General features: G+C 73.3%; 18 protein-coding genes. 6 read left to right on the top strand and 12 right to left on the bottom strand.

Annotated elements, in window-relative coordinates; all coding sequences use genetic code 11:
• Positions 1-17: 17 nt before the first annotated feature.
• From Sm713_RS33745 to Sm713_RS33715, 7 genes are all read right to left on the bottom strand, one after another.
• Positions 18-551, bottom strand: coding sequence for an O-acetyl-ADP-ribose deacetylase (locus Sm713_RS33745; RefSeq protein ID WP_212913750.1), 534 nt, complete (start codon positions 549-551; stop codon positions 18-20).
• Positions 552-614: 63 nt separating this feature from the next.
• Positions 615-2,027, bottom strand: coding sequence for an NAD(P)/FAD-dependent oxidoreductase (locus tag Sm713_RS33740; RefSeq protein WP_212915031.1), 1,413 nt, complete (start codon positions 2,025-2,027; stop codon positions 615-617).
• 287 nt (positions 2,028-2,314) lie between these two features.
• On the bottom strand, positions 2,315-4,138 hold the full coding sequence (locus tag Sm713_RS33735; protein WP_212913749.1) for a gamma-glutamyltransferase family protein: 1,824 nt from the start codon (positions 4,136-4,138) through the stop codon (positions 2,315-2,317).
• A 207-nt stretch (positions 4,139-4,345) separates the two neighbouring features.
• A complete protein-coding gene (locus Sm713_RS33730; protein WP_212913748.1) occupies positions 4,346-4,939 on the bottom strand; it encodes a GerMN domain-containing protein in 594 nt (197 codons plus the stop codon).
• A gap of 116 nt (positions 4,940-5,055) precedes the next feature.
• Complete coding sequence (locus Sm713_RS33725; RefSeq protein WP_308293207.1) at positions 5,056-6,660, bottom strand: cell wall metabolism sensor histidine kinase WalK; 1,605 nt, start codon at positions 6,658-6,660, stop codon at positions 5,056-5,058.
• 8 nt (positions 6,661-6,668) lie between these two features.
• The gene (locus Sm713_RS33720) at positions 6,669-7,358 is read right to left on the bottom strand and encodes a response regulator transcription factor (RefSeq protein ID WP_212913747.1); all 690 of its coding nucleotides are present in this window, start codon (positions 7,356-7,358) and stop codon (positions 6,669-6,671) included.
• A 56-nt stretch (positions 7,359-7,414) separates the two neighbouring features.
• Positions 7,415-9,538 (bottom strand): transglycosylase domain-containing protein, encoded by a 2,124-nt coding sequence (locus tag Sm713_RS33715; RefSeq protein WP_212913746.1) that lies wholly within the window; start codon positions 9,536-9,538, stop codon positions 7,415-7,417.
• 348 nt (positions 9,539-9,886) lie between these two features.
• Here Sm713_RS33715 and Sm713_RS33710 point away from each other — a divergent pair, with 348 nt between their 5' ends.
• On the top strand, positions 9,887-11,275 hold the full coding sequence (locus Sm713_RS33710; RefSeq protein ID WP_249416872.1) for a hypothetical protein: 1,389 nt from the start codon (positions 9,887-9,889) through the stop codon (positions 11,273-11,275).
• Between the two features lie 4 nt (positions 11,276-11,279).
• On the opposite strand, the gene Sm713_RS33705 is transcribed toward Sm713_RS33710, so the two are convergent.
• From Sm713_RS33705 to Sm713_RS33695, 3 genes are all read right to left on the bottom strand, one after another.
• Positions 11,280-12,146: a polysaccharide deacetylase family protein gene (locus Sm713_RS33705; protein ID WP_212913745.1), complete on the bottom strand. Its 867-nt coding sequence runs from the start codon at positions 12,144-12,146 to the stop codon at positions 11,280-11,282.
• A gap of 163 nt (positions 12,147-12,309) precedes the next feature.
• Positions 12,310-13,608, bottom strand: coding sequence for a chitinase (locus Sm713_RS33700; protein ID WP_249417097.1), 1,299 nt, complete (start codon positions 13,606-13,608; stop codon positions 12,310-12,312).
• Between the two features lie 92 nt (positions 13,609-13,700).
• Complete coding sequence (locus Sm713_RS33695; protein WP_212913743.1) at positions 13,701-14,972, bottom strand: ricin-type beta-trefoil lectin domain protein; 1,272 nt, start codon at positions 14,970-14,972, stop codon at positions 13,701-13,703.
• 406 nt (positions 14,973-15,378) lie between these two features.
• Here Sm713_RS33695 and Sm713_RS33690 point away from each other — a divergent pair, with 406 nt between their 5' ends.
• From Sm713_RS33690 to Sm713_RS33670, 5 genes are all read left to right on the top strand, one after another.
• Positions 15,379-16,668, top strand: coding sequence for an ABC transporter substrate-binding protein (locus Sm713_RS33690; protein WP_212913742.1), 1,290 nt, complete (start codon positions 15,379-15,381; stop codon positions 16,666-16,668).
• Between the two features lie 106 nt (positions 16,669-16,774).
• On the top strand, positions 16,775-17,710 hold the full coding sequence (locus tag Sm713_RS33685) for a carbohydrate ABC transporter permease (protein ID WP_212913741.1): 936 nt from the start codon (positions 16,775-16,777) through the stop codon (positions 17,708-17,710).
• Between the two features lie 16 nt (positions 17,711-17,726).
• Positions 17,727-18,554 (top strand): carbohydrate ABC transporter permease, encoded by an 828-nt coding sequence (locus Sm713_RS33680; protein WP_212913740.1) that lies wholly within the window; start codon positions 17,727-17,729, stop codon positions 18,552-18,554.
• A complete protein-coding gene (locus tag Sm713_RS33675) occupies positions 18,551-19,594 on the top strand; it encodes a LacI family DNA-binding transcriptional regulator (protein ID WP_212913739.1) in 1,044 nt (347 codons plus the stop codon). Before Sm713_RS33680 ends, Sm713_RS33675 begins: the two co-directional genes overlap by 4 nt.
• Positions 19,595-19,883: 289 nt before the next feature.
• The gene (locus tag Sm713_RS33670; protein WP_212913738.1) at positions 19,884-21,818 is read left to right on the top strand and encodes a cellulase family glycosylhydrolase; all 1,935 of its coding nucleotides are present in this window, start codon (positions 19,884-19,886) and stop codon (positions 21,816-21,818) included.
• 56 nt (positions 21,819-21,874) lie between these two features.
• Here Sm713_RS33670 and Sm713_RS33665 read toward each other — a convergent pair whose 3' ends face one another.
• Together Sm713_RS33665 and Sm713_RS33660 are read right to left on the bottom strand one after the other, a co-directional pair.
• On the bottom strand, positions 21,875-22,843 hold the full coding sequence (locus Sm713_RS33665) for a dioxygenase (RefSeq protein ID WP_212913737.1): 969 nt from the start codon (positions 22,841-22,843) through the stop codon (positions 21,875-21,877).
• On the bottom strand, positions 22,840-23,895 hold the full coding sequence (locus Sm713_RS33660; RefSeq protein ID WP_212915028.1) for a maleylacetate reductase: 1,056 nt from the start codon (positions 23,893-23,895) through the stop codon (positions 22,840-22,842). The genes Sm713_RS33665 and Sm713_RS33660 overlap by 4 nt, the downstream gene beginning before the upstream one ends.
• Between the last annotated feature and the right edge of the window lie 3 nt (positions 23,896-23,898).

Below are 23,898 nucleotides of genomic sequence, written 5' to 3'. Positions count from 1 at the left end.
CCCCGCCGAGCGCCGCTTCAGCCGCCGTTCGTGGCGAGCGCCGCCTCGAAGGCGCGGTGGGTCCGCTCGTCGAAGGCCATGAACCGCACCTCCTCGATGCCCTCGCCGGCCGCCTCGCGGACCGCCCGGACGGCGATGCGGGCGCCGTCGTCCACGGGCCAGCCGTAGATGCCGGTGGAGATGGCGGGGAAGGCGACGGTGCGGGCGCCGAGTTCGGCGGCGACGCGCAGGGACTGCCGGTAGCAGGAGTCGAGCAGCGCGGAGCGGTCCTCCGCCTGGGACCAGACGGGCCCCACGGTGTGGATCACATGGCCGGCGGGCAGCCGGCCCGCGGTCGTCGCGACGGCCTCGCCGGTCGGCAGGCCCTTGCCGTACGCGCCGGCGCGCAGGGCACGGCACGCGGCGAGGATCTCGGGCCCGCCGCGCCGGTGGATGGCGCCGTCGACGCCCCCGCCTCCCAGCAGCGAGGAGTTGGCGGCGTTCACCACCGCGTCGACGGACTGCTCGGTGATGTCGCCGCGGACGATCGTGAGGGTGGCCATGGCGGTCATCGTAGGGCGGACGGTGCGCAGCCGCGGTCCGGGCGGCGGGGTCCCGGGTGCGGTGCCGCGGGCTCAGGAGTTCTGCCGCAGCCTGCGCCAGACGGCCTTCGCGGCGTTGTGCCCGGACATGCCGTGCACGCCCGGTCCCGGCGGGGTGGCCGAGGAGCAGAGGAAGACGGCCGGGTGGGGCGTGCTGTACGGGAAGAGGCCGATCCGGGGCCTGAGCAGCAGTTGCAGGCCGTCGGCCGCGCCGCAGGCGATGTCCCCGCCGACGTAGTTGGGGTTGCGCTCGGCGAGTTCGGGGGGACCGGCGGTGGCGCGGGCGAGCACCAGGTCGCGGAAGCCGGGCGCGAACCGCTCCAACTGCCGCTCGATGGCGTCGGTCAGGTCGCCCTGCCAGCCGTTCGGCACGTGCCCGTACGCCCAGAACGTGTGCTTGCCCTCGGGCGCGCGGGACGGGTCGGCGAGGGTGGGCTGCACGGTGATCAGGAACGGCGTCTCGGGCGCCCGGCTGGTGCGGGAGGCCGCGTACAGGGCGGTTCCGATCTCACGGCTGTCCGCGCCGATCTGGACGGTGCCGGCGCGGCGCGGCTCCTCGGCGGTCCAGGGCACCGGGCCGTCCAGCGCGTAGTCGACCTTGAAGATGCCGGCGCCGTACCGGTATCCGTCGTAGGTGTGGCCGAGGCCCGCGATCCTCGCGAGGGCCGTGGGCGAGGTGTCGAAGACGTAGGCGCGCGCGGGCGGCAGGTCGTCGAGCCGTTTGACCTCGTAGTCGGTGTGGACGGCGGCGCCGAGGTCCTTCAGGTAGCCGGCGAGGGCGTCGGCGATGGACTGGGAGCCGCCGCGGGCGACCGGCCAGCCGGCGGCGTGCGCGGCGAGCGCGAAGACCAGGCCGACGGCGCCGGTGGCGAGCCCGTCGAGCGGCGCGATCACATGCGCGACCAGGCCGGCGAAGAGCGCCTTGGCCCGCTCGTCCTGGAACCTGCGCAGCAGCCAGGTGGACGGCGGCAGCCCGGCGAGGCCGAACCGGGCGAGGGTGACGGGGTCGCGGGGCAGCGCCGTGGACGGCAGGGACATGAAGTCCCGGAAGAGGGCTTCGGTCCGGTCGGCGAAGGGGGCGACGAGCCTGCGGTACGTGCGCTCGTCGCGGGGGCCGAAGGAAGCGGCGGTCTCGTCGATCGAGCGGGACAGGACGGCGGCGGTGCCGTCCGGGAAGGGGTGCGCCATCGGCAGGTCGGCGTGCCGCCATTCGAGCCCGTAGCGCTCCAGCGGCATCGTGCCGAAGACCGGGGACGACGCGCCGAGGGGGTGTGCCGCGGAGCAGGGGTCGTGCCGGAAGCCGGGGAGGGTCAGCTCCTCGGTGCGGGCTCCGCCGCCGATGGTGCCGCGGGCCTCGAAGACGGACACCGAGAAGCCGCGGCGGGCCAGTTCGACGGCAGCGGTGAGGCCGTTCGGGCCGGCGCCCACCACGACGACATCGACAATTGACGGCACCTTCGACCCCTTCGTCAGCCCCCGACCACCGGCACAGGATATGCCCGGGGGCGGGGGGTCGCGGAACGGGTTTGCGCGGGGCGCGGGGGGCGAGGGCGCGAGGGCGCGCTCGGAACCCACGATGCGCGTGTGGGCCGTTGGCGGCAGGGGCGGGTACCTGGGGGCGGTGGCGATCTGACGGCATCGTCATGGCCTGTCGCGCCCACGCGGCGAAGCCGCATGTCGACACAGCCCCGCGCCCCTTGTCAAGGGCTTCTCGGGCGGGCCGCTAGGGGGCGTCAGCGGCCGACCGCGTATCCCTGCATGCCGCGTGGGTTGGCCGCGGCCGACAGGACGCCGGATTCCGGGTCGCGGGCGACCGCGCACAGGCGGCCCTCCGACCAGGGATCGCCGATGGTGACGTCGTGGCCCCGGCGGCGGAGGTCGTCGATGACGGCGGGGGGCGTGCGGGACTCGACGGTGACGCCGGCGGGGGTCATGCCGCGCGGGTAGAAGGAGCTGGGGAAGCTGTCGTTGTGCCAGTTGGGGGCGTCGATGGCGCCCTGGAGGTCGAGTCCGCCGCGTACCGCGGAGCGCAGGGCGACGGAGAGGAAGAAGTGCATCTGCCACTGGTCCTGCTGGTCGCCGCCGGGCGTGCCGAAGGCGAGTACGGGTATGCCGTCGCGCAGGGCGAGGGACGGGCTGAGGGTGGTGCGGGGCCGCCTGCCGGGGGTCAGGGAGCTGGGCAGGCCCTCGTCGAGCCAGGTCATCTGGAGCCGGGTGCCGAGCGGGAAGCCCAGCTCCGGCACGACCGGGTTGGACTGGAGCCAGCCACCGCTCGGGGTGGCGGCGATCATGTTGCCCCAGCGGTCGACCACGTCGAGGTGGCAGGTGTCGCCGCGGGTGCCGCCGTCCGGTGTCACCACGGCCTCGCCGGACTTCGCCACCGTGGGCTCACCCGCGCCCGCGGCGAGGCCGAGCGCGTCGGTGCCCGGTCCGCCCGCGGCCACCGAGACCGCGTGCGCGGACACCACCGGGGTGCGCCCGCCGGGGCTGCCGGGGCGCAGCTCACGCGAGGCGTTCTCGCCGATCAGGGCGCGCCGCTCGGCCGCGTACGAGGGCGACAGCAGCGCCTCGACGGGAACCTCGGCGGCGTCGCCGTACCAGGCCTCGCGGTCGGCCATGGCGAGCTTGCAGCCCTCGATGAGCATGTGCACGTACTCGGCGGAGCCGTAGGCGGGCAGCTCGGGCGGCAGCAGGGCGAGCTGCTGGAGGAGCACGGGGCCCTGGGACCAGCCGCCCGCCTTGCACAGCGTCCAGCCGCGCCAGTCGTACGTCACCGGGTCCTCGTAGCCGGCGGACCAGGACGCGAGGTCCTCGGCGGTGAGGGTCCCGGCGTGCCGCGTGCCCGTGGTGTCCATGGTGGGCCGCTGGGCCTGGCGCACCAGCGCCTCGGCGATGAAGCCGGTGCGCCAGATCCCGCGCGCCGCCTCGATCTGCTCGGCGCGGCCGCTTCCCGCGGCCTCCGCCTCGCTCAGCAGGCGCCGCCAGGTCGCGGCGAGCGCGGGGTTGCGCAGCAGCTCGCCGGGGCGCGGCGGCCTGCCCCCGGGCAGGTAGACCTCGGCCGACGACGTCCACTCCGTCTCGAAGAGCTCCCGGACCGTCTCGACGGTGTCGCGGACGCGCTCCACGGGCGGGTGGCCGTCCTCGGCATACCCGATGGCGTAGGAGAGGACGTCCGCGAGGGGCTTGGTCCCGTGGTCGCGCAGCAGCAGCATCCAGGCGTCGAAGGCGCCCGGAACGGCGGCGGCGAGCGGTCCGGTGCCCGGCACCAGGTCGAGGCCCAGGGAGCGGTAGTGGGCGATGGTGGCGCCGGCGGGCGCGACGCCCTGCCCGCACAGCACCCGGACCTCTCCGCCGGCCGGCGCGAGGATGACCGGCAGATCACCCGCCGGACCGTTGAGGTGGGGTTCGACGACATGCAGCACGAAGCCCGCCGCCACCGCGGCGTCGAAGGCGTTGCCGCCGTCCTCCAGCACGGCCATCGCCGTCTGCGAGGCCAGCCAGTGGGTGGAGGACACCATGCCGAAGGTGCCTTGGAGGGTCGGCCTGGTCGTGAACATGGGCTTGTCACCTCGTCCTGTGCGCTCATCCGTTCGACGATCAGGGTCTCAGGGCGGGGAGAAGGGGCGGGCACCGGTCCCCGGGTCGGGCGCGGGCACCCGTCCACGCCTACGGGCATCCGTGCCGCGGCAGGGCGTGCGAGCACCGCAGTGGAGCGTGCGACTGCCGCGGCAGGACGTACGAGTGCCGCGATGGAAACCTCAGTTTCAGAAGAACGGGCAGGCACCGATCCCCAGGTCGGTCTCCCCGCCGCCGCCGACGACGCGCACGACCAGGCCCCCGTGCCGGCTCGGGCTCCCCGGCTTGCCGTGACCGCCAAGACCACCTTGGCCACCCGTACCGCCCAGGCCGCCCGTACCGCCCAGGCCCCCCGGGCTGCCCTCGTGGATGTCGGCACCGGGCGGCGCCCCTGCTTTCCCGTTCCAGTACGGCAGCTCGGCAAGGGTGCACACGAGCTGCTGCTTGGCCGTCGTGCTGAGGCCGTCGACCCCTTCGGGCAGCACGATGTCGACGGTGGAGCCGGCGACCGTGACCTTCGGTGGCCCGGCCGGACGGGGCAGTGCCGTGCCGAGCCGCCCGGACTCTTCCTCCGTGGGCCCGGCGAACAGCAGGCGGACGGCGTCGGCCGCGTCCACGTCGCCGTCCACCCGGCGGGGCACGCCCACCAGCCCGCCACCGTCCGTGAAGTAGAGCCGGAGGTCCGCGGAGATGCCGGTGGCGGGCTCGCCGGCCTCGATGACGCCGGTCGGCGTGACACCGCAGCCCGCGAGCAGGACGGCGCCGAGCGCCACGGTCACCACGACCGCCAGGCGAGGCGCCGAGGACCGTGGGCGGGGCCGCGCGGACAGCGGGCGGCACGGTGGGACCGCCGCACCGGCCGCCCCCGCCCGCGCTCGGGCCGGCACGCTGGGGCGCCTCATGAGCGGCCCGGCCGTTCTCCGGCGGCGTCCGCCGGGCAGCGCGCGGGCGGCTTCCCGGCAAGCCCCGCCGGATCCCCGGCGGCACGGGCCGGGGACTGCCTGCGCAGCGGCAGCTCGACGGTGAAGACGGCGCCCCTGATGGCGGCCTCCCGCGCATCCGTCCCCGCCCCGCCCGCGGCGAGCGCACCGGCCCCGTTCTCGACACGCAGCCGACCGCCGTGCAGGCGCACGTTCTCGGCCGTGATGGCGAGGCCGAGGCCGCTGCTCTCGCTGCGGGTCCGGGTGCTGTCCGCCTTGTAGAAGCGCTCGAAGATGTGCGGCAGCGCCGCCTGCGGGATGCCGCGGCCGTGGTCGGCCACCTCGATCAGCACCCATGCTCCTTCCTTCTGCCCGTCCGGCACGGTCAGCCGGACCACCACCGGCGGCTCGCCGTGCCGCAGCGCGTTGCCGACCAGGTTCGCCACGACGACGTCGAGGCGGCGCGGGTCCACCTGGGCACGGAGCGCTCCGGGTTCGGGCAGCCGGGCGTCGACCCGGTCGAGCCAGCCACGGGAGGCGAGGGTGCGCCGGACGGACTCGGCGAGGTCGATCTCGTCGAGGTTGAGGCGGACGGCCCCCGCGTCGAAGCGGGATATCTCCATGAGGTCGTCCACCAGCCTGATGAGCCTGCCGGTCTCCTCGCTGACCAGGCCCACCGCGTCGGCCGTCTCGCGGTCCAGGCCGGGCAGCTCGTCGTCGAGCACGTCGGTGACGGCCGACATCGCGGCCAGCGGGGTGCGCAGCTCGTGGGAGACGTCGGCGACGAAGCGGCGCGCCTGGGCCTCCAGGCGGCGCAGTTCCGTCACGGAGCGCTCCAGGGCCGCGGCGGTCTCGTTGAAGGACCGCGACAGGTCGGCGAGCTCGTCGGAGCCCCGCACGGCGAGCCGGACGCCGAGGTCGCCCTCGGCCATCCGGCGGGTGGCGCGGCGCAGCGCGCGCACCGGCCGCAGGACGCCGCGGGCGGCGAGCAGCGCCAGGAGCACGGCCGGGGCGAGCGCCCACAGGGCGGCGTGCTCGATGGCCGCGACGATCGCGCCGACGTAGGCCTGCTCGGCGCTCTGCGGCACGATCAGGTACAGCACCACTCCGGAGAGCGCGCTCGGCAGGGCCTGGCCGGTGTCGTAGACGACCGGCAGGCCGACGACGAGCCTCGACCTGCCGTAGACGCTCACGCGCTGGAACACGGCGTTCGGCCGGGTCCGCACGGACTGCCGCAGGTCGGCGGTGAGCAGGCGGAAGGGCCCCGGTCCGGAGGAGCCGGCGCGCAGGTCGCCGTAGCTGGCGAGCACCTGCCAGCCCTGCGACTGGTGGGCCCGCGCCACCTCGGTGACCAGGCTCTGGAGCCTCTGCTGGTCCGGCCGTGCGGGGATCTGGGGGGCCAGCGCGTCGACGCTGTCGCGGAACTGCTTGATCACGGCGTCCTGGCTCTGCTGGAGGACGCTGGTGCGGGCCTCCCGGAAGGCCAGGGCGCCGGTGGTCAGGGCGCTCACGACGGCGACCAGCGCGAAGGCCACCACGAGCCGGAAGCGCAACCCGCCGACGGCCGGGGGAAACCTCGCCACGGCGGCCCTCACCGCGAGCAGAACCGGTAGCCGAAGCCCCGCACGGTCTCGATGTACCGGGGGTCGCCGCTCAGCTCGCCGAGCTTGCCCCGCAGCCTCTTCACGCAGGCGTCCACCAGGCGTACGTCGCCGTGGTAGCCGTGCTCCCAGACGGCCTCCAGGAGTTGCTGGCGGCTGAGCACCTGTCCCGGGGAGGCCGAGAGCGTCAGCAGCAGGCGCAGCTCGGAGGGGGCGAGGGCGACCGGCGCGCCGCGGAGCGTGACCACGAGTCCCGACCGGTCTATGGTCAGCTCGCCGTGCTCCTCGGCGCGGGGACGCCCGGTGCCCGGGGGCGGTGCGCTGATCCTGCGCAGCACCGCGCGTATCCGGGCCTCCAGGACGCGGGCCCTGACGGGCTTGACCACGTAGTCGTCGGCGCCCGCCTCCAGGCCGACCACCACGTCGATGTCGTCGCCCCTCGCGGTCACCATGATGATGGGGACCTGGTCCTGCTCCCTGATGCGCCGGCAGACGTCAAGACCTCCGATGCCGGGCAGCATCAGGTCGAGCACGACGACGTCGGGGCGGAACGACGCGAGCAGCCTCAGCCCCTCCTCGCCGGTGGCCGCGGCGCACACGTCGTGCCTGTGGTGCCGCAGGGCGAGCTGGACGCCCCTGCGGACGGCGGGATCGTCTTCGACGAGCAGGACGCGCGACATGCGGTCAGTATGCGTGAGCCGGGGGGCCGGATCGGCTGGCATGGACATGGGCATGGTCAGTTGGTCATCTCCTGGGTGTAGCCGGCGAGGACGGCGCTCGGGAAGGTGCGGGCCGCCGTCATGCCCGAGTGCCCCGCAAGGCCTTCGAGCGACTGGAGTTGCTGGGTCCTCGGGTCGATCCGGAAGGCGGCGACGGCGGTCACCGCCTTCCCGTCGTCGCCGATGCACCAGCCCGCCCTGCCGTCGGTGCTCGTGCCCGTGCGTGCCATGGACGGTGCCCGCCCGGCGCGCTCCGCGCCGGTGGTCGCGCCCCCGGGCGTCCCGGCACCGGCGGTGCCCTGCGCCCCGGTGCCCTCGCCGCTGCCGCCGTGCACCGCGGCCTCGACCTCGTGGGCGACCGCCGGGCTGAACGGGTGGGTGGGGGCGGGCCGGTGGACCGGGGCGGCGGAGCCGTGGTGGGTGATGCGCACGACTGAGTACGGCTCGGTGTGCGTGCCGGACGCGAGGAACGTGCCGTAGGCGCTCGCCATGCGGATCGGGCTGGGGGTGGCGGTGCCGAGGAAGAAGGCGGGCACCTGCTCGCCGAAGCTGCCGGGGAGCAGGCCGGCGTCGATGGATGCCTGGCGCACGCGGTTGAGGCCGACGTCCATGCCCAGCTGGACGACGGGCGCGTTGACGGACTGGGCGACGGCCCGGGAGATGCTGATGCGGCCGTAGGAGCGGTTGCCGCCGTTCACGGTTTTGACGATCTTTCCGTTCCGGTCCCAGTAGGGGCCCTCCGGCGTGCGCACGGGTGCCTTGTTGTCGCCGTCGTACGTCCTCGCGGGGGTCAGGGGGGTGCGGGGCGCGCCCCGTTCGAGCAGCAGTCCGTCGCGGAGTCCGGCCGCGTAGACGAAGGGGCCGTAGAGGGTGCCGGCGGGCACGATGGAGATGTTGGCGTCGTCGAAGCCCTGGGTGACGTAGTCGGGGCCGCCGTAGAGGGCGAGTATGCGCCCGTCGGCGGCGACGGAGGCGGCTCCGGTGCGCACGTTCCCGTCGGCCTCGCGCGACTCCGGGCGCAGCGATTTCCGCTGTTCGCGCACCGCGGCGGCCAGCGCGTCGACCCGCGGCTTCTCGAAGGTCGTGTAGATCTGGTAGCCGCCGAGGTCGAGCTGCGCGTCGGAGAGGCCGCTGTGGGCCGCGGTGTAGGTGCGCGCGGTGTCCACCAGGTAACCGGTCTGGCCGCTGAGGCCCTTGGGGCGCGGTGGCGGCAGCGGTTCCGGGAAGGTGGTGTACGTGGCGCGCTCGGCCGCGGTGAGCCGGCCGGTCTCGACCATCCGGTCCAGCACCCAGTTCCAGCGGTCCACCGCCCGCTTGTGGTTGGCGGCGCCGAGGGCGGGGTCGTAGAGGCCGGCGCCCTTGAGCACGGTGGCGAGGAAGGCCGCCTCGCCGGCGTCGAGCTGGGAGACGTCCTTGCCGTAGTAGGCCTTGGCGGCGCGCTGTACCCCGTAGGCGCCCCGGCCGAACCAGCTCGTGTTCAGGTAGCCCGCCAGGATCTGCCGCTTGCTCAGCCGCCCGTCCAGCTTGATCGAGATGACCATCTCGGTGATCTTCCGGGAGAGGGTCTGCCGCTGGTTGAGGTAGACGTTCTTGGCGTACTGCTGGGTGATGGTGGAGCCGCCCTGCGTGTCGCCGCCGGTGGCCATCGCCTTCACGGCCCGCAGGATGCCCGACGGTGAGACGCCGTGGTCGGTGTAGAAGGACGCGTTCTCGGCCGACAGCACCGCCCACTGGACGTCGGCGGGGATCCTCTCCAGCGGCATCTCCTGGCGGTCCACGGGCCCGACGCGGGCCATCTCGGTGCCGTCGGCCCAGTAGTAGACGTTGTCCTGCTGGGTGGCGAAGGCGTTCAGGTCGGCGGGGATGCCGGTCCGTTCGTAGGCGGTCACCGTCGCGGCGGCCAGGGCGAGCACGGCCCAGGCGCAGGCCAGCAGGGCCTGCCGGAGCGACGGCACCCACCGCCGCCATCCGCGCCGGCCGGGCCGCGGGTAGCTCGGGCGTAACGCACGCAGCGCGCGGCGCCAGGAGCGCCGGGTGAGCGAGCGGTGCCGCCCGGGCAGCCCGAGTGCCCGGCGCCGCCCCGACGCCGGGAGCACGCGCCGCCACGCACGCGCGCCCCGCAGAAGCCGCGGTATGTCCATGCGTTCCCCCCGCCGGGTCGCCCGAGGAGCGCTCGCCGCTCCCCGTACCGACGCGGGAGGTTACGGAGCACGTTGGATACCCGTGCGATGGGTTCTCGACGGATCGGTAACAGTCGCACCGCGTGCCTTGACGCGGCGGAGCCCGCCGGTGCCGCACGGGGCGGCCGCACGAGGGGCACGGATGCCCCCACGGGACCGGCGCATCCGTGACGGATCCGTGACCGTTTGAGCCAGGTGCCATCACCGGGGAGCCGGAGGGTGAGCCGGGCCGCGCACCGGTGCCACCGGACCGGCGGCCGGCACCGGCCCGTGGTGCCGCACCCGACCTCACCGAATCAGGAGACCGCCATGCCCTCTACACGCACACGCACATCCCCCGCCCAGGCCGACGCCGGGACCACGCGCGGCCGGCGCGCGCACATCGCCCGCGGAGGGCCTGGGGCACGCCGCCGGGCCCGCGCCGCCGCCGTCTGCGGGGTGGCGGCCACGGGACTGGCCGGGCTGCTGGTGGGCGGCTGCCAGAGCCCGTCGACGGCCGGCGACACCACGGCGAAGGACACCGCGAAGGGGAACGCCGCGGCCGGAGCCGGAGAGACGGCGAAGGCGACGCGGAAACCGGTGCCGCCCACCCCGGCGGCCCGCCAGACCCCGCCGTGGGACGGGAAGGTGAGGGTGATCGGCGACGGCTCCACCTCGTACACCGGCCCGCAGCCCGGCCAGTTGAAGCCCGAGAGGCTGAAACCCGGCGAGAGGCCCCCGCAGTTCGTGGTGTTCTCCTGGGACGGGGCGCTGGAGAACGACGACCACTTCTTCTCCCGGTTCCGCAAGGTCGCCGAGGAGAACGACGCCCATATGACGTTCTTCCTCAGCGGGATCTACCTGCTGCCGAAGGCGCACCGGACCCTCTACCACCCGCCCGAGCACGCGCCCGGCTCCGCCGCCATCGACTTCCCCACCGACCAGCACATCAGGTGGACCCTGGAGCAGCTGCGCGAGGCGTGGCAGGACGGGGACGAGATCGGCACGCACTTCAACGGCCACTTCTGCGACCCCGACCCGGGCGGCGGCGGCACCTGGACCACCGCGCAGTGGAAGCAGGAGATCTCGCAGGCGTACTCGTTCGTTCAGAACTGGAAGACGAACACCGGCTTCAAGGACATCCCACCGCTGCCCTTCGACTACCGCGAGGAGCTGGCCGGCGGGCGGGCCCCGTGCCTGGAGGGGCAGAAGAACCTGCTGCCGGCGGCCAGGTCGCTCGGCTGGCGCTACGACGCCAGCTCACCGGGCGACTTCCAGATCTGGCCGGCGAAGAAGGACGGCGTGTGGGACTTCCCGTTGCAGCTCGTGCCCTACCCGGGCAAGGACGTCCAGGTGCTGTCGATGGACTTCAACTTCCTCTACAACCAGTCGGGCGACGAGACCGAAGGCGACCCGGCGCGCTACCCCGCGTGGGAGCGCGAGACCCGCGAGGGTTACCTGAACGGCTTCGAGCGGGTGTACAACGGCAGCCGTGCCCCGCTCTTCGTCGGCAACCACTTCGAGACGTGGAACGGCACGATCTACATGCAGGCCGTGGAGGACGTCGTGAAGTCCGTCTGCACCAGGAAGGAGGTGCGCTGCGTGTCCTTCAGGGAGCTGTGCGACTGGCTGGACGCCCAGGACCCCGAGGTACTGGCCAGGCTGCGCACCCTCGACCCGGCCGAGGCGCCCGACTGGAAGACGTTCCTCAGGAAGTGAGCCCTCATGAGCCGGCCCGCTGCGCCGCGTAGTGGGCGGCGATCTCGTCGCTGGTCGTCACCCACACACCGGGGTGGTTCACGACGTACTGAAGGGCCTCGTCCAGGTACCGGTGCCGGAAGGGCTGGCCGATGACGAAGGGGTGCAGGGGGAGCGACATCACCCGGCCGCTGTCCGCCGCGTCGGCGTAGAGCTGGTCGAACTGGTCCCTGACGATGCGCAGGAACTCCGGCCCGGTCAGGCTCTTGCCGACGAAGAGGCTGATGTCGTTCACCTCGATCTCGTAGGGCACGCTCAGCATCCCGGGGACGTTCAGCGGGTACGGCTGGTCGTCGTTGGCCCAGTCCAGCACGTAGCCGAGACCCAGCTCGGCCAGCAGGGCGGGGGTGCGGAACGTCTCCGTGAGCGCCGGCCCCAGCCAGCCCCGGGGCCGTCGGCCGGTGGCCTTCTCGATGGCGTCGACGATCTCGGCGAGGCGGGCGCGCTCCTCCGCTTCGTCGATGCCGCTGTGCAGCTCGGAGTTGTTCCTGCCGTGCGCGACCCAGGCCCAGTCGCGCGCCACGCCCGCCTGGATGATCTGCGGATAGTGCTTGGCGACGTCCGAGTTGAGGGTCACGCTCGCCCTGATGCCGTGCCGGTCGAGGCTCTCGGCCAGTCGCCAGATGCCGACCCGGGCGCCGTAGTCGCGCCAGCCGTAGTTCAGCGGGTCGGGCGTGAGGCCGGCGGTGCCCTGGTGGATGCTCGTCGCCGGCCGGTCGATCCTGAAGTGCTCGACGTTGACGGCGACGTAGAACGCGATCCGGGCGCCACCGGGCCAGTGCAGCGGCGGGCGGTCGACGATCGGGCTGTAGTCGAAGAGCTGGTTGTCCATCGGGCTCACCTCGCTGTGGCGGTGCGGTGGCCTCTTGCTGCCCAGCGTCCGGCCTCCGCACTCCTGAGGGACACGGCGAGGCCCCCGGCTCCCGCCTCCGCCCGCCGGTGCGGCGGAGGAGACGGGAGCGGGGGCCTTCGGGTGGTGCGGTGGAAAGCGGGGGTCAGCCCGCGTACTGGGCGAAGACCTTCGTGTAGTCCCAGTTGCCCTGGCTGACGCCGGAGCAGCTGTCGGCGGGCCCGCCGGTGCAGGGCCGGTCCCGGTTGACGGACCAGAAGGTCAGCCGCGCGAGGTGGTGGCTCTGGGCGTAGCCGAGGATGGTGCGGAAGTCGGCCACGGTGACGGTCTCGCTGTCGTCGGTGATGCCGTTCATCGACGAGATGCCGCTGTGCCGCCAGGCCGCGTCGTCGCTGTAGCCGTAGGCCGACTTCAGCGCGTTCTTGAGGCCGTCGGCCGCGCGGGTGGTGAGGGTGCCCATGTTCTGGCCGGCGCCGCCGAAGTCGAACGGCATGATGGTCCAGCTGTCGACGGTGAGGCCGGAGGCCGCGCCCCGGTTGATGAGGCTGGTGTCGGGGCCGCTCTGGCCGGTGCCGAAGGTGATGTACACCTTGATGCCGGGGTTGTTGGCCTTGATGGTCTTGAGCGCGTCCACGGTGCGCTGCTGCACGGTGCCGTTGCTGTAGGCGTCGGCCTCGATGTCGATGTCGATGGCCTTCAGCCCGTAGGCGTTGATCACCTTCTGGTAGGCGGCGGCCAGCTCACCGGCGCTGGAGCAGGAGCTCTCCAGCTTGTTGCCGCTCCAGCCGCCGAACGACGGGATGACGTCGCCGCCCGCACCGCGCACGGCGTTGACGGTCTGCTGGTCCACTCCCCCGGTCAGCGGCCGGCTGCCGTCCCACTGCGGGTTGCAGTAGCCGTTGCTGAGGACGAACGCGAGGGTGAACCACTTGACGCCGGTGGCGTTCATGACGGTGGTCGGGCTGGGCGGGCTGCCCCAGCCGTTGTAGAGGTAGGGGGCGACGGCCATCGCGCCGGAGCCCGGGGTGGTGCCGCCACCGCTGGGCGCGGTCCACTTCTGGTTGGCGGCGCCGGTACAGGTCCAGATCTGCAACGGTGTGCTGTTCGCCGAGGTGTTGCCGGTGGCGTCCAGGCACTTGTCGGCGGCGGTGTTGACGATGTCGTGGGCGGAGCTCACCGACCACTGCTGGTTGCTGCCGCCCGTGCAGTCCCACAGCTGCACCTTGGCGCCGCTGGCCGTGCTCCGGTCGACGACGTCGAGGCACTTGCCGAGCGCGCGGATGGTGCCGTCGCTGTTCACCGACCACTGCTGGGCGGAGGTGCCGTTGCAGTCGTAGATCTGCACCGGAGTTCCGTTGGCGGCACTGGCGCCGGCCACGTCCACGCACTTGCCGCCGATGCCCGTGATGGTGCCGGTGGCCGCGGACGCCGTGGGCGCCTGCATCAGGCCGAGGGCGAGCACGGGGGCGACGAGCAGCGGCAGCAGGCGCGCGGGTGCCCTGAAGAGCCGTCGGACGAGTCCGGGGCGCGGTGGTCTCATGACATCGTCCATTTCTGGTTGGCGGCGCCGGTGCAGGTCCAGATCTGCAGCCGCGTGCTGTTGGCGGAGTTGTTGTCGGTGACGTCGAGGCACTTGTTGGCCTGGAGGTTGACGATGTCGTGGGTGGACGCGTTCACCGTCCATCTCTGGTTTCCGCCGCCCGTGCAGTCCCACAGCTGGACCTTGGCGCCGTCGGCGGTGCTGCTGCCGACCACGTCGAGGCACTTGCCGAGGGAGCGCAGGGTGTCACCGTTCACGGACCACTGCTGGGCGGCCGTTCCGTTGCAGTCGTAGAGCTGCACGGGGGTGCCGTTGGCGGCGCTGGCACCCGCCACGTCCACGCACTTGCCGCCGAGGCCCTTGATCGTGCCGCCACCGCCGCTGCCGCCGTCACTGGTGGAGACGTGCACGTAGTCGACGACGAGCTGCTGCGGGAAGGAGGTGCCGCCGTCAGGGTTGCCCGGCCAGTCGCCGCCCACCGCGAGGTTCAGGATGATGAAGAACGACTTGTTGAACACCCACTGGTTGCCGCCGACGTCGGCCGGGGTGCGGGTCTGGTAGACGTTCCCGTCGACGGACCACTTGATGGAGTTCGGTGCCCAGTCGATGGCGAAGGTGTGGAAGTTGTCGGCGAACGCCTGGCCGCCCGGGAGGCTGTAGCCGGCGCCGATGCCGCCGGAACCGGAGTACCCGGGCCCGTGGATCGTGCCGTGCACGGTGCCCGGCTCCTTGCCGATGTTCTCCATGATGTCGATCTCGCCCTGCGCGGGCCAGCCGCCCCCGCCGTTGCCGAGCATCCAGAAGGCCGGCCACATGCCCTGGCCCCGCGGGATCTTCATCCGGGTCTCGATGTGCCCGTACTGCGCGCTGATCTTGCCGGCGGTGTTCATCCGCGCCGAGGTGTACTCGCACCTGCCGTACCAGCAGTTGTAGTTGCCGGGGTTCTCACGGCGCGCGGTGATCACCAGGTGTCCCTGGCCGTCCAGCGCCGCGTTGGCGTTGCCGGCCGTGTAGTACTGCCGCTCGTGGTTGTTGCCGCTGTTGTCGCCGGTCTCCTGGGTCCAGCGGCTGCCGTTGACGGCGCTGCCGGCCGACCCGTCGAAGTCCTCGGTGAACGCGGCCTGCAGGGCCGGGGAGGCCGCTGCCCGGGCGGTGTGGGGTGCCGCGGGTGCTGCTCCGGCCGCGGACGCCGCCGGTACCAGGGCGCCGGAGAGGCACAGCACGGCGGTGGCCCAGACGACCAGCCGCCGTCTCCAGGGATCACGCATGGGGCATCACATCACTTTCGTGAGGGGTCATGCCCATGACAGGGCATGACGAAAAAGTGAAAGCCGGGGGGAGAGCATGTGACGCACTTCCTTCAAGGCTTGATTTAATGAGCCCCCGCGGAAGCCGTCAAGATATTCGTCTGGACCAATTCGGGGGATGTCCCGCCCCATCCCGCCGCCGGACGCCACGGAGCCCGCCGCGCGGACACTCCGGGGCCGCCGGGCCCACGGTCCGGCGCCGGTCCGTCGGCCGCGCACCCACCCTCGGCCCGTCCGGCGCCGACCGGGCCCAACGGGCCGCCGTCAAGGGGTTGAAAAGAAGCCGAACGCCTCCTACATTCCTCGGACCCCGTCCAGGTACATCGATTAACCACGCGTTAACCGCCATGGTTGGAGGCACTCCGCTGTGCGCTCACCACTGACCCGGCGCGGCCTGCTCGCCGCCGGTTCCGGCCTCGCCGCCGCCACCGCCCTGCCGGCGCTGTCCGGTTGTTCCTCCCTGGCCGCGGCGGACTCCGATCCCGACACCCTCGTCGTGCACACCCAGCTCGGCACCACCGCCCCCGGCTCGCCCACCTACCTCTCCCTCCTCGACGGGTTCCGCAAGGAGAACCCGGGGGTCAAGGTCAAGAACCTCATCAACGGCGACGACCTCGGGCAGGTCTACGAGACCTCGCGGCTGGCCCGCAAGGAGGCCGACGTCGTCATGGTCAACATCGACGACAAGACGGTGGCGTGGACGGACGTCGGTGCCACCATCGACGTCACGCACCACCTGGACGCCTGGGGGCTGCGCGAGCGCGTGCTGCCCGACGCGCTCGCCCAGTGGACCGACGACAAGGGCAGGCTGCGCGGCTTCCCCTACTTCGCCGCCAACTGGCCCGTCGCCTACAACCGGGCGCTGCTGGAGCGGGCGGGCGTCGACGCGCTGCCCGCCACCGGCGACGAGCTGATCGCCGCCTCCCGCAAGCTGCGCGCCAAGGGGATCCAGCCCGTGACCGTCGGCGGCAACGACTGGACGGGCCAGAAGCTCCTCGCCCAGGTCATCCAGACCTTCCTGACGAAGGACGAGGCCCGGCACGTCTACTCCACCGGCGACTTCTCCGGCCGCGGCGTCCGGGAGGGCATCGAGTACTTCGTGACGCTGCGGGACGCCGGGGTGTTCGCGGACAAGGCGCAGGGCCTCACCTCCGACACGATGACCACGCAGTACAACACCCAGGCCGCGGCGGTGGAGTCGGCGATGTCGTCGGCACTCGCGAAGGTGCCGGACGGCGTGGCACGGCACACCGACGTGGGCGGCTGGCCGCTGGCCGGCGGCAGCGTGCACGCCAAGCCCACCATCATGCGGACGTACACCCTGATCGGCTTCTGGATCAGCCCCAACGGCACGAAGAAGATCGACCTCGTCGAGAAGTTCGTGCGCTACATGTACCGGCCGGAGAGCGTCGCCCGCTTCATCACCGAGAGCGGCCGTGACATGGCCCTGCACACGGACACCGTCAGCAAGGACTTCCCCCTCGTCGCCGCCGCCCGGCGGCTGGGCGGCGACGTGAGCGAGGTGCTGCTGGCCGACGTGTATGTGCCGGCCCCCGCCAACCAACCTCTCATCACGGCCACCAGCACGTCCTTCACCCGCGGCACCAGCGCCGCGAAGGTGCGCGCCGCGCTGGAGGCGGCGTACCGCACCGGATGAACGGCACACCGCCCCGGGCGCACCGCTCCCCGGCACGCGCGGACCACCCCACCCGCACCCGCCCGCACCCCCAGCCCCCTCGGCCCGATCCCACGGGAGCCACCCCATGACGACCCTCACACCGACCCCGGGCGGGACCGTGGTCCGCCCGGCCGACCCGCCCTTCGCCGCGCGGCACCAGTCGCCCCGGCAGGGCGGCACGATCCTCGCGGTGCCCGCGCTGCTCTGGTACCTGGTCTTCATGGTGGGCCCGCTGGTCGCCATCTTCGTGATCGCGGCGCTGCACTGGCCGGGCATGCTCCAGCCGGTGTCGTTCGCCGGGCTCGGCAACGTCCGCACCGTCCTCGACGACCCGGTCTTCTGGGACGCGGTGCGCAACACCGCCATCCAGCTCGCCGTGACGCTGCCGGTGATGATCGTGTGCGCCTACATGCTGGGCTACTACGTGGCGCAGCGCCCGCCCGGCCACCGCGTCATCCGCTATCTGCTGTTCATCCCCGGGCTCGTCTCGACACCGGCCAAGGCGATGGTGTTCTACGCCGCGCTCTCCCCCGACGGGCTGCTCAACGGCGCCCTGAAGGGCGTGGGCCTCGGCTCGCTCACCGACGCCTGGCTCGCCTCTCCGACGACGTCCCTGGCGTGCCTGATCGCGCTCGACGTGTGGAGCGGGGTCGGGTTCACCGCCGTGCTGTTCGCCGCCCGGCTCGCCGCCGTGCCCGGCGAGCTCGGCGAGGCCGCGCACCTGGACGGCGCCGGGCACTGGCGGACCATGTGGCGCATCCACTTCCCGGTGATCCGCGACTACGTGGGCGTGGTCACGATGCTCCAGTTCCTGTGGACGCTGTTCGACTCCGCGCAGCGCGTGCTGCTGCTCACCCAGGGCGGCCCCGGCACCTCGTCCACGACGCTGTCCTTCCTCGTGTACCAGAAGGCCTTCATCGCCGCCGACCTCGGCTACAGCCAGACCGTCGGCGTCATCCTCTTCCTCGTCGGACTCGCCGGGCTGCTCGCCATCCGGCGGCTGTTCCGCCAGACCTACTAGACCCAAGGCGGCTGACATGAAGCTCGGCAAACGATGGCTGCCCGCACACGTGCTCGTCTGGACCTACGCGGCGCTGCTGCTCGTGCCGCTCTACTACCTGCTCGCGTCGGCGTTCAAGTCCAACGACCGGATCTTCGCCCACCCCTTCGCGCTGCCGTCGTCCCTCGGCCTCGGCAACTTCCGCACCGCGTTCACCAGCGCTGACCTGGGCCTCGCCGTCGTCAACTCGTCGCTGGTGACGGTGTTCTCGCTGGCGCTGACGCTGCTGCTCGCGCTGCCCGCCGCGTTCGCGCTGGCGCGGTCGGCGGGGCGGGCGGCCGTGGTGATCGAGCGGGTCTTCTCGCTGGGCTTCCTGATCCCCACCTTCGCCGCGCTCTTCCCGACGTTCCTGCTGGCCGCGGCGACCGGGCTGTTCCACACCCGCACCTTCATGGTGCTCTTCCTGCCCGCGACCGCGCTGCCGCTGTCGATCGTGATCCTGGTGCAGTTCATGCGCACGGTGCCCGGGGAGATGGAGGAGGCCGCCCGACTGGACGGCGCGTCCACCTTCGGCGTGCTGCGGCACGTCTACACCCCGATGTGCCTGCCCGGCATCGCGACGGTGCTGCTGCTGAACTTCCTGACCTTCTGGAACGAGTACCTGTACTCGCTGGTCATCATCGGCCCCGACCCGGCCCAGCGCACCGTCCAGGTGGCCCTGCCCACCCTGAAGGCCATCACTGGCACCGACTACGGCGTGCTCACCGCCGGCACCGTGCTGACCCTGCTGCCGGTGTGGGTCGTGTACACCGTGCTCCAGAAGCGGATGCAGCAGTCCCTCGTCAGCGGGGCGGTGACGATGTGAGCGTCCCGACCGCGCGGCCCGTCAGGCGGCCCACCATCAAGGAGGTGGCGACCGCGGCCGGGGTGTCGACGGCGGCCGTGTCGCAGGCGTTCAACCAGAAGGGCCGGCTGTCCGCCGGGACCCGGCAGCGGATCCTGGACACGGCCGTGCGCCTCGGCTGGTCGCCCAGCGCGCCGGCCGCCGCGCTGCGCAGCTCCCGCACCCGCACCCTCGCCCTCGTCGTGCGCCGCCCCGCGGACGTGCTCGGTGCCGACCCGCACTTCAGCGAGCTGATCACCGGTCTTGAGGGCGAACTCGCGCCCCGCGGCTACGGCCTGCTGCTGCACCTGGTCGCCGGGGTGCAGGAGGAGAACCTGGTCTACGAGCGGTTCGCCGCCGAGGGCCGGGTGGACGGCGCCGTGCTGACCGACGCGCGCACCGACGACACCCGCCCCGCCCTGCTGGCCCGCCACGGCCTGCCCGCCGTGATGCTCGGCGCCCCCGACCGCACCGCCCCGGTGCCGGTCGTCGGCCTCGGCCACCAGGGCGCCGGGATCGCCGAGGCCGTCCGGCACCTGATCGGCCTCGGCCACCGGCGCATCGGCTACGTGGCGGGGCCCGCGGAGTTGCAGCACACCCGGATGCGGCACGGCGTCTTCGAGGCGGAACTGCGCGCGGCCGGCCTGCGGCCCTTCGCCGTGCTGCACACCGACTTCACCGAGCGCGCCGCCGTCGCCGCGACCGAGGCGCTGCTCGACGCCCCGAACCGGCCCACCGCCATCGTCTACGCCAACGACTCCATGGCGGTCTGCGGCATCGGCACCGCCCAGCGCGCAGGGCTGCGCGTGCCCGGCGACCTGTCGGTGATCGGCTACGACAACCTTCCGCTCGGCCACTGGCTGCACCCCCGGCTGACCACCGTCGACCAGCAGGTGCAGCGGGTCGGCGCGGCCGCCGCCCGGCTGCTGCTGGCCCGCTGCGGCGAGGACGTCGAGGAGCTGCCGCTCGACGGCCGGCCGCGCCTGGTGGCCCGCGAGTCCACCGGACCGGCACCCGACTGACACCACACGCCCGGCGCACGCACGCCAGCGGGCATCCAGTACCGCACGCACACCCGCGGGCACCCACCACCGCACGCACACCCGCGGGCACCAACTACCGCACGCCCATCACCGCCCACCCACCACCGCACAACTCACCACCGCGCACCCGACACCACACACGCACGCCCCCGCGATCCACACCGCCACCACGACCCCCACCGCACCCCCGCCCCACCCCACCCCGCGCCGCACCACACCGCCACCCGCACCCGCACCCGCACCCGCACCCGCACACCCGAGAAGGACCATGCGACGCCACAGCGCCCACCTCGCCCACGACCCCGCCGTCCTCCCGTGGCTCGGCGCCAACTTCTGGTCCCGCACCGGCGGGCCGCTGATGTGGCGCCACTACGACCCGGCGACGGTGCGCGAAGAACTGGCCGCCCTGCGCACCCACGGCCTGACGATGACCAGGTCGTTCTTCTACTGGCCGGACTTCCACCCCGAGCCCCACCGGGTCGACGAGGCGCTCTGCCGGCACTTCGCCGACTTCCTCGACGCCCACACCGAGGCGGGCATGGCGACGGTGCCCACCTTCCTCGTCGGGCACATGTCGGGCGAGAACTGGGACCCGGCGTGGCGCGGCGGCCGCGACCTGTACGAGGACGTGTGGATGGTGGGGCGGCAGGCGTGGTTCGTGTCGCAGATGACGCGCCGCTTCAAGGACCACCCCGCGGTCACCGGCTGGCTCATCTCCAACGAGATGCCCGGCTACGGCCGCGTCTACCAGGTCGACCCGCCCTCCAGCGATGTCGTGACGGCCTGGGCGGGGATCATGTGCGACGCCGTGCGCGCCGCCGGCGGCACCCAGCCCCTCTCCCTCGGGGACGGCGCGTGGGGCATCGAGGTCACCGGCCGGGACAACGGCTTCTCCCTGCGCGAGACGGCCGAGTACGTCGACTTCGTCGGCCCGCACGTCTACCGCTCCGACACCGACCGCGTCCGCCAGCACCAGCGCGCCGCCTTCGAGTGCGAGCTGGCGGCGGTCACCGGCGCGCCCGTCGTGCTGGAGGAGTTCGGCCTGTCCACGGACACGGTCTCGGACGAGAACGCGGCGGTGTACTACCGCCAGACCCTGCACAACTCCCTGCTCGGCGGCGCCACCGGCTGGATCGCGTGGAACAACACCGACTACGACGACCTGTGGGACCGCGCGCCGTACGACCACCACCCGTTCGAGATGCACTTCGGCATCACCGACGGCACCGGCGCCGCGAAGCCGCCGCTGCGCGAGATGGCCGCGTTCGCCGAGGTGCTCGGGGCCGTCGACTTCCCGCGCTGCCGCCGCGCCGAGGCGGACGCGGCGCTGGTCGTCCCGGCCTTCCTGGAACGCGGCTACCCCTACAGCAGGCCCGCCGACCGGCCGCTGATCTTCACGTCCCTGCACCAGGGCTACGTGGCCGCCCGCGCCGCCGACCTGCCGACGGCCCTCACCCGCGAGGCCGACGGCCTGCCCGGCCGGGCCGCCCTCTACCTGCTGCCGGCCACCCGCCAGCTCACCGCGCGCACCCGGCGCGAGCTGGCGGCGAGGGCCGAGGAGGGCGCCACGGTCTACCTCTCGTTCTGCTCCGGGGAGCACCCGGTCACCCGCGGCCCGTGGTTCGACGGCCTGGACGGCCTGTTCGGCGTGGAACTCCAGCTCTCCTACGGAGTCGCCGAGCCGATCGAGGACGACGTCCTGGAGATGACGTTCACCGCGGACTTCGGCCCGCTGTCCGCCGGGGACGTGCTGCGCTTCCCGGTCGCGGGCAACGCCGACAGCCGCGCGTACCTGCCGGTCGTGCCGCGCGGTGCCCGCGTGGCCGCCGTCGACGCGCACGGCCGGCCCGCGCTGCTGGTCAACGACACCGGGCGGGGCCGCACCGTGCTCGCCACCTACCCTCTGGAGCACATGGCGGCGCGCACCGCCCGCGTCAACCCCGAGGACACGCACAGGCTGTACGCCGCGCTGGCCGAGGTCGCCGGGGCCCGGCGGAGCGTGAGGGTCGACAGCCCGTACGTCGGCGCGGACGTGCTGGTCCACGAGGACGGCCGGCGGTTCGTGTGGCTGGTCAGCCAGTCGGCCGAGGAACTCACCCTCCGGCCCGCGACGGGCGGGACACTGCACGACCTCGCCACGGGCGAGCGGGCCGAGGACGTGACGCTCGCCCCGTTCGGGGTGCGGGTGCTCGAACTGCGGTGACGGGCGCGCCGGCGGCGCCGGGCCCCGGCCCCGTGCCACCGGTGGTGCGCCGAGTGTCAGCCCTCCGCCGCCGGAGCCGTGCCGTCCGCCGGCGCCAGCACGATGTCGAACCGCACCCGCGACCAGCCGGACATGCCCGGGTCGCGCCCGTCGGGGGTCTCCGTGCCGGGCGAGCACGCCTCGAAGTCCTTGACCAGGGAGGGCCTGACCCCGAACACCGCGTCCTTGTCGAGCAGGTCGTCACCGCGCACGAAGATGTGCGTGACCAGCGTGCGCAGCCCCTCCGCCGTCACCATGAAGTGCAGGTGCGCGGCGCGCAGCGGGGAGCGCCCGGACGCGGTGAGCAGGGCGCCCACCGGGCCGTCGTACGGGATCGGGTACGGCGTCGGGGTCACCGCCCAGAACGCGTAGCCCCCCTTGTCGTCGGTGAACAGGTGCGCACGCGCCGCGGTCCGGTCGTCGTCGTACTGGACGTCGTACAGTCCCTCGCCGTCCGCCTCCCACACCTCGATCCGGGCACCCGGGACCGGCGCGCCGTCGGCGTCGGTGACGGTGCCCTCGACCCAGCACGGCCGGCCGGTGGCGCCCGCCGCGATGTCGCCCCCGATGTCCACCCGCGGCGAGCCCTCCACGAAGAAGGGACCGAAGACCGTGGCCTCCGTGGCGTCGCCGTAGGCCTCGTTGTTGATCGCAACCGTCTGCATCGACGCGCCGAGCACGTCCGACAGCAGGATGAACTCCTGCCGGTGCTCGTCGGTGATGTCCCCCACCGCGGTCAGGAACTCCACCGCCTTGCGCCATTCGTCCTCCGTGAGCCGCACCTCGCGCAGGAACGCGTGCAGGTGGCGGGTGAGGCTCTGCATCAGCTCGCGGGTCCGCGCGTCCGGCGCGCCGGCGAACGAGGCCGCCACCCGGTCGGTCAGCTCCTGCTCGCGGGCCGCCTGTTCGGCGGGCACCGGGGCCCCTGATGCCGGGGCTCCCGGGCGGGCAGCGGTCTGGGCGGGCACCGTGTCACCTGCGGTCATGCGAGGTCGTCTCCGTTCCACGCCGCCGACAGGAGGCGTTCGAGCACAGCACGGGTCACCGGCGCCGGATTGTCCGGCGGTACGACGGGGAGGATGAGCTCGGCAGCGGCCGGGATGTCCGCCCTGGCGAAGCCGAGGTCGCGCAGGGATCTCGGGGCCCTCACCGCGCGCCGCAGGTCGGCGAGACCGGTCAGGGAGCTGCCGGACTCGAAGGCACGCGCCAGACGCGTCTCCGCCTCCGGCGCGTACGGCGCGTTGAGGGCCAGGACGTGCGGCAGGACCACGGCGTGGGTCTGGGCGTGCGGGAGGCGGTAGGCGCCGCCCAGCACGTGGCAGATCTTGTGGTGCAGTCCGGAGCCCGCCGAGGAGAAGGCCACGGCGGCCACGTAGGCGCCGTAGAGGACCAGCTCGCGCCCCTTGAGGCCGGAGGGCTCCGCGGCGACCAGCGGCAGCCCCCCGGCGAGTGCGGCGAGGCCCTCCGTGGCCAGCGCGCGGTCGATCGGGTCGGAGCCGGGGCTCCACATCGAGTCGACGCAGTGGGCGACGGCGTTCAGCCCGGAGGCCACGCTCATCGCCACCGGCAGCGAGAGGGTGAGCCCGGCGTCGTAGACGACCGCCGCGGGCAGCACCCGGGGGTCGGTGCCGGTCGTCTTGCGGGAACCCTCCGTGGTGCCCCAGACCGCGGTCGCCTCGGAGCCCGCGTAGGTCGTCGGAACGGCCACCACCGGCAGGCCGGTGGTGAGCGCTACGGCCTTGGCGAGCCCCGTCGCGGAGCCGCCGCCGACGCTGACCACGGCGTCCGCCTCCGCCCTGGCCGCGGCCTTCCGGGCGCGGGCGGCCACCTCGGTGGGCACGTGCATGACCACCTCGTCGTGGCGCAGCGCCACCGGGAGCCCGGCGGTGATCCGGTCGGCGACCGCCCCGGCCGAGGGCGAGGCGATCACCATGACCCGGCGCGCACCGAGCCGTTCGATCTCACCGGCCAGCGCGTCGGCGGCGGATCCCGGTGCGAAGTGCACCCGTTGGGCGTGGGACTCGTGAACGAAGCGCATGGA

Source organism: Streptomyces sp. TS71-3 (assembly GCF_018327685.1).
Lineage (GTDB): Bacteria > Actinomycetota > Actinomycetes > Streptomycetales > Streptomycetaceae > Streptomyces.
The sequence above is the reverse complement of the archived record's forward strand: the minus strand, read 5'-3'. Positions and strand labels throughout refer to the sequence as shown.